Origin of the sequence: Halobacteriovorax sp. GFR8 (assembly GCF_050955245.1) — a bacterium.
Classification (GTDB): Bacteria; Bdellovibrionota; Bacteriovoracia; order Bacteriovoracales; family Bacteriovoracaceae; genus Halobacteriovorax_A.
The window spans coordinates 2,003,735-2,021,215 of the sequence record NZ_JBPBLR010000002.1; the positions used below are offsets into that span (position 1 = coordinate 2,003,735).

The 17,481-nt window shown below is 36.7% G+C and carries 23 protein-coding genes; 13 read left to right on the plus strand and 10 right to left on the minus strand.

Features of this window, described 5'->3' with window-relative positions; genetic code table 11:
- Positions 1-103: 103 nt before the first annotated feature.
- From ACRXC1_RS09970 to rpsD, 3 genes are all read left to right on the plus strand, one after another.
- Complete coding sequence (locus ACRXC1_RS09970; RefSeq protein WP_433658443.1) at positions 104-613, plus strand: rhodanese-like domain-containing protein; 510 nt, start codon at positions 104-106, stop codon at positions 611-613.
- The gene (locus ACRXC1_RS09975) at positions 610-1,470 is read left to right on the plus strand and encodes an aminotransferase class IV (protein WP_433658445.1); all 861 of its coding nucleotides are present in this window, start codon (positions 610-612) and stop codon (positions 1,468-1,470) included. The genes ACRXC1_RS09970 and ACRXC1_RS09975 overlap by 4 nt, the downstream gene beginning before the upstream one ends.
- 183 nt (positions 1,471-1,653) lie before the next feature.
- Positions 1,654-2,286, plus strand: a complete 633-nt coding sequence (gene rpsD, locus ACRXC1_RS09980) for a 30S ribosomal protein S4 (protein WP_392860033.1) — start codon at positions 1,654-1,656, stop codon at positions 2,284-2,286.
- 59 nt (positions 2,287-2,345) lie between these two features.
- Here rpsD and ACRXC1_RS09985 read toward each other — a convergent pair whose 3' ends face one another.
- Both ACRXC1_RS09985 and ACRXC1_RS09990 read right to left on the minus strand, forming a co-directional pair.
- A complete protein-coding gene (locus tag ACRXC1_RS09985; protein WP_433658448.1) occupies positions 2,346-2,903 on the minus strand; it encodes a hypothetical protein in 558 nt (185 codons plus the stop codon).
- A 3-nt stretch (positions 2,904-2,906) separates the two neighbouring features.
- Positions 2,907-3,209, minus strand: a complete 303-nt coding sequence (locus ACRXC1_RS09990) for a hypothetical protein (RefSeq protein WP_392860029.1) — start codon at positions 3,207-3,209, stop codon at positions 2,907-2,909.
- Positions 3,210-3,278: 69 nt separating this feature from the next.
- Here ACRXC1_RS09990 and ACRXC1_RS09995 point away from each other — a divergent pair, with 69 nt between their 5' ends.
- Positions 3,279-3,623, plus strand: a complete 345-nt coding sequence (locus tag ACRXC1_RS09995) for a hypothetical protein (RefSeq protein WP_433658450.1) — start codon at positions 3,279-3,281, stop codon at positions 3,621-3,623.
- Positions 3,623-4,039 carry an NINE protein gene (locus tag ACRXC1_RS10000; protein WP_433658452.1) on the plus strand — a complete coding sequence of 139 codons (417 nt, stop codon included), beginning with the start codon at positions 3,623-3,625 and terminating at the stop codon, positions 4,037-4,039. Before ACRXC1_RS09995 ends, ACRXC1_RS10000 begins: the two co-directional genes overlap by 1 nt.
- Before the next feature lie 49 nt (positions 4,040-4,088).
- Here the strand turns inward: ACRXC1_RS10000 and ACRXC1_RS10005 are convergent, their stop codons facing one another.
- Positions 4,089-4,658, minus strand: a complete 570-nt coding sequence (locus ACRXC1_RS10005) for a hypothetical protein (protein ID WP_433658454.1) — start codon at positions 4,656-4,658, stop codon at positions 4,089-4,091.
- 223 nt (positions 4,659-4,881) lie between these two features.
- Between ACRXC1_RS10005 and ACRXC1_RS10010 the strand changes: the two genes are divergently transcribed.
- Complete coding sequence (locus ACRXC1_RS10010; protein ID WP_103219125.1) at positions 4,882-5,103, plus strand: hypothetical protein; 222 nt, start codon at positions 4,882-4,884, stop codon at positions 5,101-5,103.
- On the opposite strand, the gene dtd is transcribed toward ACRXC1_RS10010, so the two are convergent.
- Both dtd and ACRXC1_RS10020 read right to left on the minus strand, forming a co-directional pair.
- Positions 5,104-5,538: a D-aminoacyl-tRNA deacylase gene (dtd, locus tag ACRXC1_RS10015; protein ID WP_433658456.1), complete on the minus strand. Its 435-nt coding sequence runs from the start codon at positions 5,536-5,538 to the stop codon at positions 5,104-5,106.
- Positions 5,538-7,469, minus strand: coding sequence for a hypothetical protein (locus tag ACRXC1_RS10020; RefSeq protein ID WP_433658458.1), 1,932 nt, complete (start codon positions 7,467-7,469; stop codon positions 5,538-5,540). The genes dtd and ACRXC1_RS10020 overlap by 1 nt, the downstream gene beginning before the upstream one ends.
- A gap of 114 nt (positions 7,470-7,583) precedes the next feature.
- Here ACRXC1_RS10020 and ACRXC1_RS10025 point away from each other — a divergent pair, with 114 nt between their 5' ends.
- From ACRXC1_RS10025 to ACRXC1_RS10045, 5 genes are all read left to right on the plus strand, one after another.
- Positions 7,584-8,048 carry a hypothetical protein gene (locus tag ACRXC1_RS10025; RefSeq protein WP_433658460.1) on the plus strand — a complete coding sequence of 155 codons (465 nt, stop codon included), beginning with the start codon at positions 7,584-7,586 and terminating at the stop codon, positions 8,046-8,048.
- Positions 8,049-8,142: 94 nt separating this feature from the next.
- Positions 8,143-8,799, plus strand: a complete 657-nt coding sequence (locus ACRXC1_RS10030) for an inorganic pyrophosphatase (RefSeq protein WP_433658462.1) — start codon at positions 8,143-8,145, stop codon at positions 8,797-8,799.
- Positions 8,780-9,769, plus strand: coding sequence for a YceI family protein (locus ACRXC1_RS10035; protein ID WP_433658464.1), 990 nt, complete (start codon positions 8,780-8,782; stop codon positions 9,767-9,769). The genes ACRXC1_RS10030 and ACRXC1_RS10035 overlap by 20 nt, the downstream gene beginning before the upstream one ends.
- 96 nt (positions 9,770-9,865) lie before the next feature.
- Complete coding sequence (locus ACRXC1_RS10040) at positions 9,866-10,048, plus strand: hypothetical protein (protein ID WP_392860017.1); 183 nt, start codon at positions 9,866-9,868, stop codon at positions 10,046-10,048.
- A 70-nt stretch (positions 10,049-10,118) separates the two neighbouring features.
- Positions 10,119-11,408, plus strand: coding sequence for an ectonucleotide pyrophosphatase/phosphodiesterase (locus tag ACRXC1_RS10045; protein ID WP_433658467.1), 1,290 nt, complete (start codon positions 10,119-10,121; stop codon positions 11,406-11,408).
- Positions 11,409-11,463: 55 nt separating this feature from the next.
- Here ACRXC1_RS10045 and ACRXC1_RS10050 read toward each other — a convergent pair whose 3' ends face one another.
- From ACRXC1_RS10050 to ACRXC1_RS10060, 3 genes are all read right to left on the minus strand, one after another.
- Positions 11,464-12,333, minus strand: a complete 870-nt coding sequence (locus tag ACRXC1_RS10050) for a hypothetical protein (RefSeq protein ID WP_433658469.1) — start codon at positions 12,331-12,333, stop codon at positions 11,464-11,466.
- A 120-nt stretch (positions 12,334-12,453) separates the two neighbouring features.
- Positions 12,454-13,668, minus strand: a complete 1,215-nt coding sequence (locus ACRXC1_RS10055) for a chloride channel protein (protein ID WP_433658471.1) — start codon at positions 13,666-13,668, stop codon at positions 12,454-12,456.
- A 47-nt stretch (positions 13,669-13,715) separates the two neighbouring features.
- Complete coding sequence (locus ACRXC1_RS10060; RefSeq protein ID WP_433658473.1) at positions 13,716-14,174, minus strand: VOC family protein; 459 nt, start codon at positions 14,172-14,174, stop codon at positions 13,716-13,718.
- 138 nt (positions 14,175-14,312) lie between these two features.
- On the opposite strand from ACRXC1_RS10060, the gene ACRXC1_RS10065 reads away from it, so the two are divergent.
- Positions 14,313-14,657 (plus strand): hypothetical protein, encoded by a 345-nt coding sequence (locus ACRXC1_RS10065; RefSeq protein WP_433658475.1) that lies wholly within the window; start codon positions 14,313-14,315, stop codon positions 14,655-14,657.
- A gap of 102 nt (positions 14,658-14,759) precedes the next feature.
- Entirely contained in the window at positions 14,760-15,053 is a 294-nt protein-coding gene (locus tag ACRXC1_RS10070) for a hypothetical protein (RefSeq protein ID WP_433658477.1), read from the plus strand.
- A gap of 30 nt (positions 15,054-15,083) precedes the next feature.
- Here ACRXC1_RS10070 and ACRXC1_RS10075 read toward each other — a convergent pair whose 3' ends face one another.
- Together ACRXC1_RS10075 and ACRXC1_RS10080 are read right to left on the minus strand one after the other, a co-directional pair.
- On the minus strand, positions 15,084-15,314 hold the full coding sequence (locus ACRXC1_RS10075) for a hypothetical protein (protein WP_392909409.1): 231 nt from the start codon (positions 15,312-15,314) through the stop codon (positions 15,084-15,086).
- Between the two features lie 158 nt (positions 15,315-15,472).
- Positions 15,473-17,449: a hybrid sensor histidine kinase/response regulator gene (locus ACRXC1_RS10080; RefSeq protein ID WP_433658479.1), complete on the minus strand. Its 1,977-nt coding sequence runs from the start codon at positions 17,447-17,449 to the stop codon at positions 15,473-15,475.
- Positions 17,450-17,481 lie beyond the last annotated feature (32 nt).

Sequence of the window (17,481 nt, forward strand, 5' to 3'; positions counted from 1 at the left end):
TAAAATTATGGGTTAAGTTTTATTCATGGTCAAATAATTAAAGATTTGGCATGATAAATTGAAATAGTTAAGTAGTTTAAATGACAAAGGTTTGGATCAAATTATGAAATATATTGTACTCTCAATACTTCTACTAAGTTCATGTATTGGAACGGATGGAATTAAGGATCAGAGAAAAGTTATTGGCAGTATGGCCCAGGCCCTTTCCAAGAAGTACCCAAGTGTTGAGAATGTGGACTGCGACTACCTAAAAAGACGCCTTCGACTTAAGGATAACCGCCTTGTTGTCGTCGATGCACGAAATACTTATCAATTTGAGGTCTCTCATATTGAGAGAGCTATTCCTTTGTCAAAGCTTCACGAAGTCTACCCACAACTTCAAGGTAAGGAAGTCGTTGTCTACTCTACGATTGGAACGCGTTCAACTAAAGCTATTCTCGAGCTTTCTAAAACTAATCCAAATACAAAATTTACGAATCTATTTGGCGGAATTCTTGATTGGCTACAATGTGGTCAGAAGATTTATCTAATGGGTAAAGAGACAAAAGAGATTCGCTTTGAAAATGATGCTTGGAATATTATCCCAGAAGGATACAAAGCAATTCTACCATGAAAGTAATAAGTATTAATGGCCAGATTTTAGATCACGAAGCTGATGCAAAAATCTCAGTACTTGATCGTGGCTTTCTCTATGGTGATTCTGTTTACGAAGTAACGGAGGTTAGAGATGGAAAGATTGGTTTTTTAAAAGAGCATCTTGAACGTCTACAAAACTCTGCTTTAAAGATGCACATGCACCTCCAGCTAAGTTTCAAAGAGTACGAAAGACGCATTATAGAAGTTGCAACAAAGCTTCATGAAGCTGGCCACGACAGGTGCTATATTCGTTTAGTCGTCACACGTGGAGAAGGTGAAATTACGCTCGACCCACAAGCGGCCAGCAATCAAAATGTTATCATTATTGGCAAAGAGCTTCCGGAAAATCCAAGAACTTGGTATGACGACGGCGTTGAAGTCATTATTGCTTCCACTCTTAGAAATCCAGTAAAGTCCATGGATCCAAATATTAAGTCAGGAAATTATCTAAATAATATCCTAGCCTACAACGAGGCCAAGGAAGCAGGATACTTTGATGCCATCATGCTCAATCAAGATGGCAACGTTACCGAGTGCACGACAAGCAATATCTGGATCGTAAAAGACGGTATTTTTAAAACTCCACCTATTGCAGCAGGACTTCTTAAAGGCATCACGAGGGAAAATGTTATTCGCATTCTTGGCGAGCAAGGCATTGCATTTGAAGAAGTAAACTTCACGGGAAGTGAGTTAAAGGAAGCGGACGAATGCTTTCTAACATCATCAACAAAATACCTTGTACCAATCGTAAAAGTCGATGATACAACAATCGGAAACGGAAAGCCTGGAAGTAAAACCCTTCAAGTACTTGATATCTTTAAGTCAGAACTATGAAACTTCTATAATATCTAATATTTACATCCTTTCCCATTGACAACAGTGGCCATTGTTCGCTATAAAGCTTCAGTTACATCCGAAATTATTAAGTAAGATTGATGGGCCTAAGGCACTAGCCTTTGAGATGTGATGTAACTTTTCCTTGTCCCTAAGATCTTTTTTATTCAAAAGGAGCCAACAATGGCAAAGAGTACTACAGCGAGATCACGCTTTAAAATCCAAAGAGCACTAGGTGTTGAACTTCCAGGTCTTGGAAAAGCTGGTGCATTAGCACGTCGTCCATACGGACCAGGTGTACACGGTAACAAAAGAAAGAAAATTTCTGACTATGCCGTACGTCTTAAAGAAAAACAAAAACTAGTATTCCACTACGGTCTAAGAGAAAAGCAACTTGTTACTTACGTTAAGCAAGCTAAGAAGAACACTGCTGGTAAGCCATGGATGGAAGTACTTCTATCTAACCTTGAGTCAAGACTGAACAACGTAGTTTTCAGACTTGGATTTGCACCATCAATGATGGCAGCTTCTCAAATGGTTTCTCACGGACAAATCCTAGTTAACGGAAAGAAAGTTGACCGTTCATCTTTCATCGTTAGCCAAGGTGATGTTATCTCTCTATCTGAGAAAGGTTATAACAACCAACTTTACAAGCAAACTCAAGAAACTCCACGTTTCGCAGCAGTTCCAGCTTGTTACAATGTTGAAGGTACAGATAAGAAGAAAGCAACTATGGTTGCAGCTCCTCTTGAATCAGATGTACCATTTGAATTCAACTCTCAGCTAGTTATTGAGTACTACTGGAAGGTAAAATAGAACCTAACCAAATTAGGACTATATATAAGGGCTTCATTTTTGAAGCCCTTTTTTTTTACTTATTTATTTGATCTTATTTGTGTCGAACTAAGCTCTTGAAAGTCATGAGGCCTTAGATAAATCACCTCAAGCTTTGGATTAAATTCTTTAATCTTCGCTTCCACTTCTCTATACTCATCCATTTTCTCATCACGAGGGACAACATAGATTTTTGTCAGAAGCTGGCAAACCTTTTCAACCTCAAACCATTTAAGAAATGAGCCGAAGGTATCATCACCCATTAACCAATTCACCTCAGGGTATCTCACCTCTTGTAGCCATTCATACGTAGGTCTTCTTAGCTTCTGTGCCCAAAAGCCTGTATAAATAGGAAAACGGGCCCCTGTTGCCTCTTTAATCTTTAAGTACTCACCGTATGGGTCTTCCTGTTCATTAGACTTCCAGGGACTGTAGTCTAGGACGATAATAATATTGTTTTCATATTCACTGCACTGATTAAGGCACTCGAGATGGCCATCATGAAATGGATGAAAACTTCCACCAAATAAAGTGACTGATGACTTTGTCTCGGAAGAATAGAGCTCTACTCTACTAGCGATCTCTTCTAATTTACTCATTCGCTAGAAATCTTTGCTTTGTAGAGTCTTTCGTCCATCTTGTTTAGCGCGTTCTGCTGCAGAGTCACACTTTACACGGACGATATCAGAAAGAATCTCCATCACATTGGCCGATGTATTAAGGTTATGCTTATCCTTAATATATTTCTTAAGTTTTGAGGCCACAATTAAGATATCCTTATCTGTAAGATTAAGAGTTTTTTTATCACTTGATACTAGAATGCGACGAGGCTCTTTCCTCTCTTTCGAGTTATTTTCTTCGCTCACGTTTTCTCCATTTGAGTTCTTTAAATAATCAACTTTCACATATATCTCCAAGTCTAGTATAATAATAGTGTAACTTAAATTTAAATCTAATAAACCAACGAGCAAAATATGAAGTTCTCTTGCGAATTTAACGATATTGAGTATTTTTTCACTACGGAAATTGGCCCTGATACCAATGATAAATACCATTTATTTCTGTCTGGCCCGAAGCTTACCAAGTACCAAAATGATGAAATGAAATTTCATACATTGACGATAAATGCTAAGTACCAAGGTGCCGAGCTAAATTATTTTATTACGGGAATTCCACTATCTCTTGATGAAGAAGAGCAAATGGAAGAGCTAGAAGATTTTTTTGAGGCCAAAGAAATCTTTGAAAAGATCGAGGATGCGTTTGAGCTGCTACTAAGTGATCGCCAAGCACCTCCATGGGGTCTAAAGGAGTATAAGTAATGAATCAGCAACAAGGTATTCTCCCAAATAACTCTCATAGCAAGGTCATGGGCTACTTATTATGGCTCTTTGGCTTTATGGGTGCACACCGCTTCTATTATGGGAAACCAATATCAGGTACGATCTGGATGCTCACACTAGGCCTGCTAGGGATTGGCTGGCTAGTTGATCTTTTTCTTATACCTGCAATGGATGAAGAATGTGATAATCGCTACTATGAAGGTGTTCTTGATTATAATATTGCTTGGATTCTTCTAACTTTCCTAGGAGTCTTTGGCTTTCACAAATTCTATCAAGGAAAGATTGTGATGGGGCTACTCTACCTTCTAACAGGTGGCTTCTTCCTCTTTGGTGTCCTTTATGACTTCTGGACACTCAATGAACAAATTGATGATATTAACAAAGGTATTGCATAAAAAAGGCCCTCTAAGAGAGGGCCTTTTTATTCATTTCAATTTGGATTAATTAGAAACCACAGCGACCTTGATAAAGGTAAACGCGGTCATAGTCTCTAGAAGTTGCATCAAAAGTCGAGTAAGTTTGACCTGCATCTGCAACATCAATTTTGAAAACCTTAGAGATGATATCATCACGGTACTCTACAAAACGACGTCCTGGGTAGCGACGATAAACTGTCGTACACTGACCTCTTCTTCTGCTACAAATAACTTCTGGAATTGTGATTTCACAGAACTCATCACGGTGGCGAATTGGCCCACGTTCGATATCTGTTGTGATCGTTCCATGAAGGTCATAATTTAGAGTTGTATCGGCCTTATCAAGTGTAAACTCTCCGTTTCTTGGAAGCTTAAACTTCTCATCAAACTTAACAGTTAGCTTTTCACCAGCAACATTAATCTTAAGCTTTCGCTTTCCAATAAACTTTAGCTTTGCATTGTAGTCACCTTTAACAAGTGAAATACTATCGTCTTTTGACTTAAGCTCCACTGCTGAATCAACAGAAAGTGTTCCTTTAAATTCAGTTTTACAACCAACTAATAGCCCTAGTAATAAGGCAATTGTGAAAAATCTCATATCCCCTCCATATGACGAAAAATAAAATAAATTGTATTTAAAACACAAAATTTAGATTGTCCATACTTGCATAAGTGATGTGAAATTTATACTTATTTCGAGACTAAACAAAAAACTGATAAAGAACATGTTTTCTATTTCATATTTGTAGTAAGTTAAAACTGGACAATTTTCTAAAATTGTTTAATATTGACGCAATATCGACTACTTAAACGGAGACCCCATGGAAAACACTAAAGTTTACGAGACGTCTATTGTTCCTAAAGGTGAAATGCTAGAGCCAGTTAGAGATACAGCATACATTGCATCTTCTCTAACGATTGAAGTTCTTCACGTTATGACTTTCTTTGTGATCTTTGCCTTTATCTTTGCTGGAATTTGGAAAACAGCAGTTAGAATGGAAAAAAGAGAAAAAGAAGGATCTAAGTCTAAAGTTACAGCTTAATTAGAATTCAATATGAAAAGTTACTGGCCCGTCGTTATGTATTTCGACGGCCATGCTTTCTCCAAATACTCCCTTCTCTACAGGGACAGTGCTTTGTAGTATCTCAACGAATTGAGTAAACATCTTGTTTGCAACTTCTGGCTTTGCACTTCCATCAAAGCTTGGGCGATTCCCCTTTTTACCATTCCACGAAAGTGTAAATTGTGAAACAGCAAGGATGCTTCCCTGAATATCAACAACAGATCGATTCATACGTCCTTGCTCATCTGCAAATATTCTTAAGGCCAAAATCTTATCTGCTGCTTTCTTGAGTGTTTGCTGACTGTCTTCATGTTCAATACAAACAAGTAAATGAAGTCCTCTCTCAATCTGAGCAACTACTTCATTATTAACTTTTACATTGGAACTTGAGACTCGTTGGACAACTATTTTCATTAACTTTGCTTATACTCTTCAATTTGTTTCAATTCATATTGTTTTTTTAAATTCTTAATCTTCTCTTCATAGCTTGAAACAAGTTGATCTCTAAGTCTTTGAGAGTCGCTCATTTGTCTCTCTAGTTTCTTTTGAGCAAGATTAAGTTTTCTTCTCATATCTGTATTGTGATCAGCTGTCATCTTCTGCTTTTCAAGATTATGATTATGAGTCATGCGAGATGATTTAACTTCATTTTCTCTTTTAACCATTTTTAAACGTGTATTGAAGTCATCACGAAGCGCCTGAAACCTCTTCTCATACTGATCCTTAATATGGTCGAGGTTTTCTTTCATTTCAGTTCTTTGCATACGAGACTGTTCTTGAAAGAACTCACTTTCAGATTGCTGTTTCCTTTTAGAAGAAGTCCTTAACATATAGAGCTTTTCTTCTGCATCAGCGATAGACTTTTTTAACTGCTCTTCTTGTAATTGAAACTTTCCTTCATAAGAAGCTTGAATATCAGAAATCTTCTTATCCATTTCTTGACGATGCGACTTAAGAGTCTCTGCATACATCTCGTGGTTGCGAGCATTTATCTCTTCTTTTTCTTCTCTAAAAGAGTCTTGAAGAGACTTAACTGTTTCAAGATTTTTTTCTTCTGTACGAATCAAATTATCTCTAAAGTGGTCCCTTTGGTTATCCATTAGCTCACGAAATTGATTTTCTTTTTGAACAACATTATCTTCAGCAACCTTCTTTTCATGAGTGATATTTCTATTATATTGGGACTTTTTTATTTCGTGCTGTCTTTGAGAACGAGCTTGAATAGCATCAGCTTTTGCTCTTGTTTCATTCTTAAACTCGGCCATGCGGGCCTGTTGTTCGTGAGACTGATCCTTAACTCTTTTCGTAACTGTATTATCTTTTTCAACAAGTTTATTTTCAAAGTCTTTAATGATTTCTGAGTTAAGCTGCTTTAGGCGATCGATCTTTTGTTGAAATTTATCTTCTACACCTCGTTGCTCCATTTGATTCATCGACTGAGAGCTTTTAAAGCGCGCAATATCAAGGTCGTGATCACCTTTAATGTCTTCTCTAGAACTGATTTGATCTCTTAGAAGGTCTGACACTTCCTTTTCGTGATTCAGTCTTTGATCTTGTAGTGACTTTTGAGTCTTCATGTGAAGATCACGAGAAATTTGATCAACACCTGCCTGCTTCTCATTAATCTGGCGAAGATAAGACTGATTTGCCTCTTCCAAAGCATTCTTTTTTGAAGCGACTAGAAAGTCCTCACGCCTCTTGCCTTCATCAACAACCTTTCTAAGATTCTTATCCGCAGCATTTTTTAGATCACGATTCTCAAGAGAAAATTGCGACTTAAGTTCATTTAACTGATCACGATTTCTTCTCACTTGTGCTTTTTCGCGGGCGGCGAAGTCGGCATTTAATTTCTGACTTGATTCTGTCGTGTGCTCACTTAGCTGTTTGATAGTGTCCTGAAAGCGGTCTTGATTAAGATCAATGCGTTCTTGTGATCTTTTATTTTGTGATTCGAGATTACTTTGATAAGTCGTATCTCTTTGCTCGATCGTATCTGCATAGGCCTGTTTTAGGTTGGCAAGCTTCTCATCGAATTTTGATTTTTGATCTGTTGAAGTTTTGTGGAAGTCGTCTCTAATCTGCTCATTCTTTTCACGAAAGAATTCTTTTGACTTGGCCATTGCAAGCTTGGCCTTTTTTGCGGCCTCATCAAGCTTTTCTTGATTATCTTCAATTAGGGCCTGCTGTTTTTTAGCGTGCTCATGCTTGATATTATCAATCTTATGAGCATTCTTATCTTGAATATTTTGTAAATTGGACTGGTAGCCTTCACGAATGTGATTGAGCTGCTTACGCTGCTCTTGATTCATTTGAGTAATTTTCTTTGAGTAATCTTCGACTTTCATAAATTTACACTACCGCCCGTCCCTAAAATTATACCTTCTTTATAGTCTCTCGTTCACTAGGCAAAGAGTATCATACTTAAACACCTGATTTTGCTACTGTGCTAAGATAATTCAATGAATAGCTTAAGCGATGAAAAGAAATACGAAAGTTTCCTAAATATGTGGAGAACACTTGTTTCTCTGACACACCTCGACAATATTGTTTCAGAGCAGGAAAGAACTCTTATCCAAGACTTCATCATCAATGCAAAGCTTGAAGAACACGATAGAGCGTTATTAAATGAAGACCTTGTACAAAGACATCGCCCTGATGAGTTTATTCATAAAGTAAATTACCCTGCTCATCTAAGCCAACTTCACCACTTGGCCAACGTTCTCTTTCGATCAGATGAACTTGATCCAAAAGAAGAAGTCTTTTTAAAGAAAATCCTCGATGATATCGAGGCAAAAATTGGCATCCTTAACGCAACAACCCATAGCGCTCACGCCATTAGCGAACTCAACAAAAACAACCTAAATAAACGTGCCAGTGGACCTAAGAGTGCATTTGCAGAGATCATTCGCTTCTTCTCAAAATAGATTCTCGCCACTATTTTATTGGTCCTGATAAAACTTCCTAGACGAGCCTCTTTGTGCTAAGTTATTGCCAAAATATTCACAAAAAGGATTAATAATGACTAACTCAGAACTTAATGATTTCTTAGAGAAATATGGAAAAATGTTTAGGCCAAATCCATGGCATGGTATCAAGACTTGGGACGATGAAGATAAGAAAGTTCTTAATGCTTATATCGAAATTACTCCAAATGACCGTGTGAAATATGAAGTTCATAAAGAAAGCGGTTACCTAATGGTCGATCGCCCACAGAAGTTCTCAAATATTATTCCACAACTATATGGACTAATCCCACGAACATACTCAGATGAAAAGTCTGCAAACTTTGCTCAAGAAGAGACAGGACGTACAGGAATCGTTGGTGATCTTGATCCAATCGATATTTGTGTACTTGCTGAGAAGAATATTGTGCAAGGAGATATCCTAGTAAACTGTATTCCTGTTGGTGGATTCAGAATGCTTGATGGTGGTGAAATTGATGACAAAATTATTGCTGTTCTAAAAGATGATGCAATGTTTGGTCACATCACAGATATCGACCAAGTTCCAGCGCCGATACTAGCAGAACTTAAGCACTACTTCTTAACTTACAAGGAGATCCCTGTAAAAGAAGGTGAAGCTAAAGTTGAAATCACAGAAACATATAATGCAGAAACTGCAATGAAAGTTATTAACCTCGGAGTAGAAGACTATAATGAAAAATTTGTTAAATAATTATAAAGGGTGCCTTATTGGGCACCTTTTTTTTGCACTAATAATTTCCCTTAATACTTTTGGCTCATCTTATATTGTAAATAAAGAGCATTCTAAGCTTAAATTTAGCATCAAGTATATGGCATTAACTGACGTTGAAGGCCAGTTTGATGACTACACGATCTACTTTAAGAAAGATGAAAATAAGATCACTGACCTGCAAGGTGAGATTATCGTTAAAAGTATCAACACTTTTGATAAAAAGAGAGACCAACATTTAAAGAAGAACGAATTCTTTAATGCAGATAATTTCCCAATTATTAAATTTAAAAGTACTGAAGCTATTACTTTAAAAGATAATAAAGCTGATGCGAAAATCGCTCTTACAGTTAAAGATAAAACAAAGACTGTGCCTGTTAGCTTTAAATACTTAGGTAAGCGTACAGATCCTTGGACAAATAAAGATGGGATCTATTTTGAAGGTAGCTTTAAAATCAATCGCTTTGACTTCGGCATCAACTGGAGTAAGAACTTTGATGGTGGCCTGGTTGTTGGTGAAGAAGTAATCATTAAGTTTACGATTGAAGCCTATCAATCAAATGATAAGCCGGCCTTCTCTCGCTTTTATCTACCAACAGACTCAGTAAAAAGAAACGTCTCTCTGGATGCTAAAACATCCGGAGGGCCACTCATTCTACCAAATGGTAAAATCACTAAGAACACAACGGCCAATGTTGCACCTGATAGTGACTATACAGAAATTTCAAATATTGTCCTAACACTTGTCTCGACAGGTATTCTCTTTCTTATCACGATCGTTTTTGGTATCTGGGGACAGGCCAAACTCGTAAATTATTTAGAAGAGAAAGGAATGTCAGAAAATGTTACACTCCTACTATCAACTGTAATCGTAACATCATTTATTGTGGCCTGTATCTACATCACTAGTGAATATACGGGTGTAGGAACTCACCCACTTTTTAACCGTTAACAAACCTTAAGATAACCTTAAGAAACGGGGCTTTAGAGCTTTTCTTAAGAAAATCTTTACTTGTTCACCTTTAGTTAATTGTCTTAAAATTTCTCCATGAAGAAGGAGATAAACGTTATGACAATTGAAGCAGTTGAATACAGAGTTGAAGAAGGAATTATTTTTACGAAAGATTTAGATGGTCTTTTTCGTCAAGAATACGACATTCCTCTTGAGCATATTAGAACATTAAAATTTAGATTTTCAGATATCGATTTTGATGATTATAACTGTTATTAATTCCTAATATACAAGAACACGGTTAATCCCTTACAATTTAAGTAAATATTGATTTACAAGGGATTAACCAATGAAAAAGATACTCGTTCCATTAGCATTAATAACGCTATTCTCGTACACGGCCTGTACAAAGAACAGTTCGACATACAAGAATAGCTATCATATTGAGCAATCAAGTCAGAACAGTGTTTCTGTTGAAGAACTACAAAATATCAATCCAGTTCTTCTGATCTCCTTAGATGGCTATCGCTACGATTACACAAAGAAGTATCAACCAAAATTCTTATCACAATTTTCAAATGAAGGAACTCAGTTAAAGAGCCTTATTCCTTCATACCCTACAAAAACATTTCCAAATCACCTATCAATTGCGACGGGCCGCTATCCAATGAATCATGGAATTGTGGCAAATCACTTCTATGCACCTGACCTTGAAAAGAGCTACTCACTAAAGGATCGTAAGGCCGTTAGAAATAAGAACTTCTACCTCTCTCCTACTATTTGGGTGGCAGCAGAAGAGCAAGGACTAAAGACTGCAACATTATTCTGGCCAGGATCAGAAGCTGATATATTAGGTATCAGACCTTCATATTGGTATGACTATATTCACTCAATGCCACACAAGGATCGTGTCGACCAAGTTTTAGACTGGCTAAAGCTGCCTCCAAAAGAAAGGCCATACTTTATGACTCTCTACTTTCCTGATGTAGACTCAGCAGGCCATCATCATGGGACAGAGTCAAAGGAAGTTAAAGAGGCCATTGCAAAAGTAGACGCGACATTAGAGAAGTTTATCACTCAAGCAACTAAGCTTGCGCCAAATTTAAATATTATCATTGTCTCTGATCATGGAATGAAGAATGTCGATGAGAAGAAGAAAGAAATTATCTTAAAAGATGATGATCTCATGCAATTAAAAGAGGATTACCGAATTTATGGCGCTGGCCCAATTACTCAATTCTATCTAAAGGCCAAGGGTCGAGATGTTGAAAAAGATATTGTGGCACTAAATGCTAAGGCCCAAAACTTTAAATGTTATAACAAAGATAATACTCCAAAAAACCTTAACTTTAGACATAATATTCGTGTTGGATCAATTGCGTGTATCGCCAAGTCAGGCTGGTGGATTGCCGCCTCAGACTTTAGTTATCCAAAGGCAACTCATGGTTGGGACCAGTTCAGCGATATGGATATGCATGGAATTTTCTATGCTCAGGGACCTGACTTTAAGAAGAATTATATAGCTGATTCAAAAGAGAATATTCACATCTTCCCTCTCGTTCTAAGACTTTTAGGGCTCGATAACCATTATCAAATCGATGGAAAGATCGAAGCAATTCAAGACGTCATCAATCAATAGAAATAAAAAAGGCAGGTTTAAAACCTGCCTTTCTTTTATCGATAATTTAATTTAATTACATATTTTTTGGCTTATACCAACATAGTGGTCTAATACCTGTTTCGTAGCTATCTACTCTGTTACAAGTACCTGCAAGAGCATCTGTTTTAGATACGTCATCATTTAGGTCTTTGTCACATAGTGCACCTTGGAAGTAAGTATCTAGACGACACTGACCAGCTGGGTGCTTATCATCAGTTTTTCTAACAACAGACATATCTGGAGTTGTAAAAGATACTGAACGACCTGAGTTAAGAAGAGTCGCTAGACCTTTTGCAGCTTGTGCCATTCTCTTACATAGAGCATTTTCATTTGAATCAGACCATACAGCGTTACACTTTGACTCAACTTCTGGATCGATATCCATTTTTGAAACGATACGTGCGTTGTCATCATCTTGGAAGATTCTTCTGAAACACTTAAGTGATGCCCAGTAATCAGATTGACCTTCGTTTGATGCCCATGATGGAATCCAAAATCTTTTGATCTTTGGAGCACCTGCTAGGTGGTGACCTAGTTCGTGACATACAACAAGTGCAAATCCATCTGGTGTTACTAGCTCGTGACGAGCAAGACCACCAAACATGTGAACATTCCAAACTCCTCCACCTTGGTTAGCGTAAGCATTTACTGTTCCATCTTCCCATTTACGGTGAAACTTAAGAGTAGCACCCTCAGTTTCAACAACTGGTGCATAAACTTCGTTTGCACGATCAATAATGATATTGAATAACTCTTCAGTCATTCCATTACCTGTTAGTGCATCAACACCACGGTATAGATCATTTTCTGGCATGATTCCTGTTTTTCCGTGAATATCACATGAATAAGATTGAATTGAAAAGATTGCAGCAAAAAGAGCAATCATTAGCGTTGATTTTCTCATCTCTTTCCTCCCTGAAAGTACATAAATAAATATAAACAAGTTATTATAGAAATTAAAAAAACACTCTGTGAAGAAAAAAAATTAACTTGCCAGATTTAGTTAGAAAAGTTTTTTGGTCAACTATTTAAATTTCTTAACAATCTGTGCTGAATAAATTGTCTCTTTACCCGAAACGATTTGTCCGATAATCATCGCAATAGAAAGATAAGGCAGTAACTCAAATCCAAAGATTTCTGCCCCCATGGCAATACATGCAAGGGGTGTATTAGAAGCACTACCAAAGACAACACAAAAACCAAGGGCCGCAAGAAAGTTAGGGTTGATTGAAACAATCGAGGACAACCAAGACCCCATTGTTGTTCCAATATAAACAAGTGGAGTGAACTCTCCCCCTTTGATTCCAGAAACAAGAGATATTGCAGTGAGAATAAATTTTAGAATAAAGTCTTTAATCGAAACGATCTCAGTTAAAGCCTGTTGGATGACTTCAATACCTAGCCCTGTATAGCGTTGTTTGTAAAAGTCATTCAGTACATAGTAGATGGCCAGCAAAACAACACTACCCAATAGTGTTATCATTAGGGGCCTACCAAATGACTTCATTTTATCTTTTGACTTCTCGACAACTAAAACAAATAGTCTTGCAACTAGGCCAAAGCCGGCCCCTGCAATAAGGGCATAAAGAACGAGCTTCCATGAAAACTCTAGTTGAGTTATTTGAATATATGTCGAATGAGGAGCATAGAGTAAATGGGTCGTGTAAAAACCTATATAAGAAGCGATTAGGCATTCAAGAAAAGTCGATATTTTTATCCTAGCGTTTAAGTAAATTGCTTCAATGCCAAAGATAGCTCCAGCAAAAGGAGCTCCTATAGCAGAACCGAAACCGGCACCACATCCTGCCATTAAGAGAACGGCCCTCTTTCTTTTTGAGTGGTTGAAAAATTTTGCTAAATAATTTCCAATTGCTCCCCCCATTTGAACAGCACTTCCCTCTCGCCCGACACTTGCACCAAATAGGTGTGAAATTAAAGTCGAGAATAAAATTAGAGGAATCATGATAAGTGGAATATCTCTTTTAGGATGATGGACTTCATCAATAATAAGATTATTTCCCTTCTCACTAATCGGAGACCATTTCTTATAGCAGAGGTTAACTGCAACCATCGCAATTGGTAGAAAATAAATAAGATAACTATATTTGAATCTAAGGGTTGTTACTAGTTTTAATAGATGTAAAAAGAAAGAAGAAGCTATCCCCGTAAGGACACCTAAAACGATAAAAGAAAAATAATACTTTAGATTACGACTATCATTAGTAATTTCTGCTGCCATATTTCTATTCTAGGTTAGAAATATAGCAGCGTCTATTATTATGAATTTTACCAAGTACCTGTATTTTCCATATCCTTCCAAGGAGCAGCTGGAGAAAGAGGCTCACCTTTTTGAAGTAACTCAATAGAGATATCATCAGGTGATTTTAAAAAGGCCATATAACCATCTCTTGGCGGACGATTAATAGTCACACCTTGATCCATGAGCTTTTGGCACGTCTCATAAATATCATCAACACGAAATGCTAGATGTCCCCAGTTACGACTACTTACAGGTAGCTTTTCAGTATTGCCATTTTCATCAGGCCAGTTATAAGTTAGCTCAATAAGTGGAGCTTGTTCTTTTAATGCTTTCTCTTCATCTTCTGGTGCACTTAAGTACACAAGAGAGAATTTCCCAGCTTCGCTTTCAATACGATGAACTTCTTTGAGTCCAAGTTTATTACAATAGAAGTCCATACTTTCATCTAGGTTACTTACACGAACCATTGTGTGGAGAAACTTCATTTTAACCTCCAAGATTAGTTGTCAATTATTAGTCTACTTTAGCAAGACTCACACATATAAAGTACTAAAATTTCGTTAGTTTTTAGTCAAATCTAATTCTCATTTATAATTTCTGCATAATTTTAAAGAGGGCCCAATATGAACTATTTAAGGCTATTTATCGTTACTTTATCACTTAAACTATCCACCTTTGTCTTCGCTGAGCAAATTGATCGAAATACGACCGTTTCAATGATTGACCAAATGGTTGCAAGAGGAATCATTGGTAAGCACGAAGCAGAGCAGGCCAAATCAAAGCTTGCGGCCATGCCAGATCAAGAATGGAGTCAATTAAGTGAGCTGGGCAGAAAGCTAGCTTCTCAACAAGTAGCAAATGGTAATGTAGACCTAAGTGTTGATAGTGCAGCTCAAAATATTGATTTCAATTCAAAACAATTTAAAAATATCCAATCGCAAGTTAAGAGTATTATGCAAGCTCCCTAAGTTTATCAAGATTGCATTAATTTTTTCATATACGATCAATGCTAATTGACCGATTAAAACAAAATTCATATAAGCTCCTTAAAATCACTTTGAGGAGTCCTTATGAAATCACTAATTAAACTAGCATTAGTTTCTGTTATTGCACTATCAAGCACATATGCATCATGTCGTCTTGAAGTAGAGCTTCAATCAATGGATATTCTAGCTCAAGAGTTAGCAGTATCTTATGATGAAGTTTATAACGAATATCAAACAAATATTTCGTTTGTAGGGGTAAATGCAGAAGGCCTAGATCTTTACTCTGCCTATTTCAATACTTATTCAGGTGCATTCAAACTGGATACAGTGATTGATGAAAGATGTGATGTAGTAAGTTTCGAACTTTCACTAATGTAATAAAGAAGGCTACTCTAAGTAGCCTTTTTTTTAACGTTCTCTTGTTTCTGACTGAAGTACCTCTCGGTAATCCTGGATGTCATCAAAACTTCTCTTGTAATTCTTTCTCTGATGACTTTTTTTTCCATTTGCATAATTGCTTAATTCATTCACTTTACTCTTTGGCGCATTGTAATTTTCAGAACTATTAATTCTTCTCTCATTAGCTGCAAAAGAAAGTGGCGAAGTTAAGAAAATAGCAAGAATAAATAAACGCTTCATCCTACACTCCTAATTTTCTTAAACTGTGTAAACGATTCATTCGTTTTACTATTCTATTGTAATCCACTTCTATATGGGGCGAAAGGGCCCGGCAATTACTTATTCAAAACTTAACATACTTAACAAAAACATAACACTTTGCTAATGAGACCTTAATTTTATGCAACTTTCTTTTCAGCGACTCCTCGCATGGCCTTAGAAATTTCTTGTACGATATCTTCTTCTGTAAAAGGCTTATATAAAAATCCATCAACCATAGTTGAGGCTTCCCTATCTTCGCCTTCGAGATTTAAATTTACACAACCTGTAGTAATAAGAATTCGTGGCTGATCAATTAATTTATTACTTCTAATACTCTTTATTAACTTAGGGCCATTCATAACTGGCATCTTCATATCAGTAATAATGAGGTCATAACTTTCAGGACTTGCAACGTACATATCATATGCAACCTTGCCATTTTCTGCTAAGGAAACCGTGACACCAATATCTTGCAATATCTCTTCGAGAAGATCTCTAATACCTTCTTCATCATCAACAACTATTGCACGAAATTTCATCTTAAAATCACTCAAGCTAACCACATTATTCTCCTGTGAAGATGATACCTCTTGTCCATAATGTATTGGCAGGGAGACTTTAAATACAGTCCCTATCCCAACAACACTCTTCAACGTCATCCTTCCGTTAAATTCATCCTTTATAAAACCATGGGCAATAGAGAGTCCCATCCCCGTCCCCTTACCTATATCCTTAGTCGTATAGAATAAATCAAAAACTCGACCTCGATCTTCTTCGCTAATGCCGTGCCCATTGTCTTCAATCTTAAATGTTATTCGTTCATTGTTTTCTTTAACAATAACATTTACTTTTCCATTATCCTTACCTTCTACCGCATCTCTAGCATTAGAAATAAGATTGATTAGAACCTGCTGAAATTTTCCTCTTTCACCTTTGATCAGTGCCTTTTCACTTACATTCATATAGAGACTTAAATGAATATTGTCCTTATCATAGAAATCTTTGAGCATTGACACAGTATCTTCAAAAACACTGACCACACTGAAGTCCGTAGGCTCTTCATCTTGGGCCTGTCTTGAAAACTTTCTAAGTCCTGATACAATCTTTTCTATTCGTTGTGCTGCAGTTTCGGACTTTTCAATCTTCTCTAGAAGCTCCTCAGTATTTTTCTCCCCCATTCTTTTCTTAAGAGACTTTAAATGGCCGAGAATTATTGTTAGAGGATTATTTATTTCATGACCAATACCGGCCGCTAATATTCCAATTGAGGCCAATCTTTCATTTTGACTAACAAGCTTCTTTTGCCTTCCCAATTCTTCATACTGCTTTTTTATCGCCTCTTCTTGTCTTTTTACTTTTTTAGAAATGAGGTATTCTCTTCTTCTACCTGTTTCGATGATATAAACCGTTAAGACTATGATGAATAAGAAAAGTGCGAGGTTAACAATATAATCAAAAGAGATCGTAAGAGTTGATAGAGTTCTTGGCCCAGATACAGTCAGGTAGTAATTTGTATTTCCATCAGTAGCAAATGGTTCCTCATGTCGATAGAAATTATAACTCTTATCACCACCTCCATAACCAACATCAAGATTAACTCGATAATTTGAATTAGCTTCACTTTTTACACTTTCAGGTAATAAAGAGGAGAACGAAAAGATCATATAGGCCCTCCCCTTTGTTCCATCAACAGAGCTTACAAATTCTTGTAAGATAATATCTGATGTTGCAGTATCAAAGATGACCTTATTATTTTTACCAAACTTACCACAGGTCTTTCCTCTAGACTGTAGTGTTTCATAAAGTGTTCCATTTTCACCACTATAACAAATGGCCGAGATATTAAGCTTCTTTAAAGTCGTTTTTGTAAAATTATTAAACTCCCACTGATTGACATTTAAAGATGAAGCAAAGAAGTGTGAGATTGCGAGTAAGGCCTCACCACGTACCACTCGATTTGCCTGAATTGACGAAATTATCTCTTGAGCACTACTTTTAAATTCTTCTTCATACTTGTCTCTTAGAAATTGCTCTCTTTGATAATAGAGAAGAGAGAGGAATGATATTCCTAAGATTAAAATTGTTAATGAGATTTTTGACAGGCCAAGTTTCACAGCAAACAAATCGTCGTTGTTTGCTGCAAACT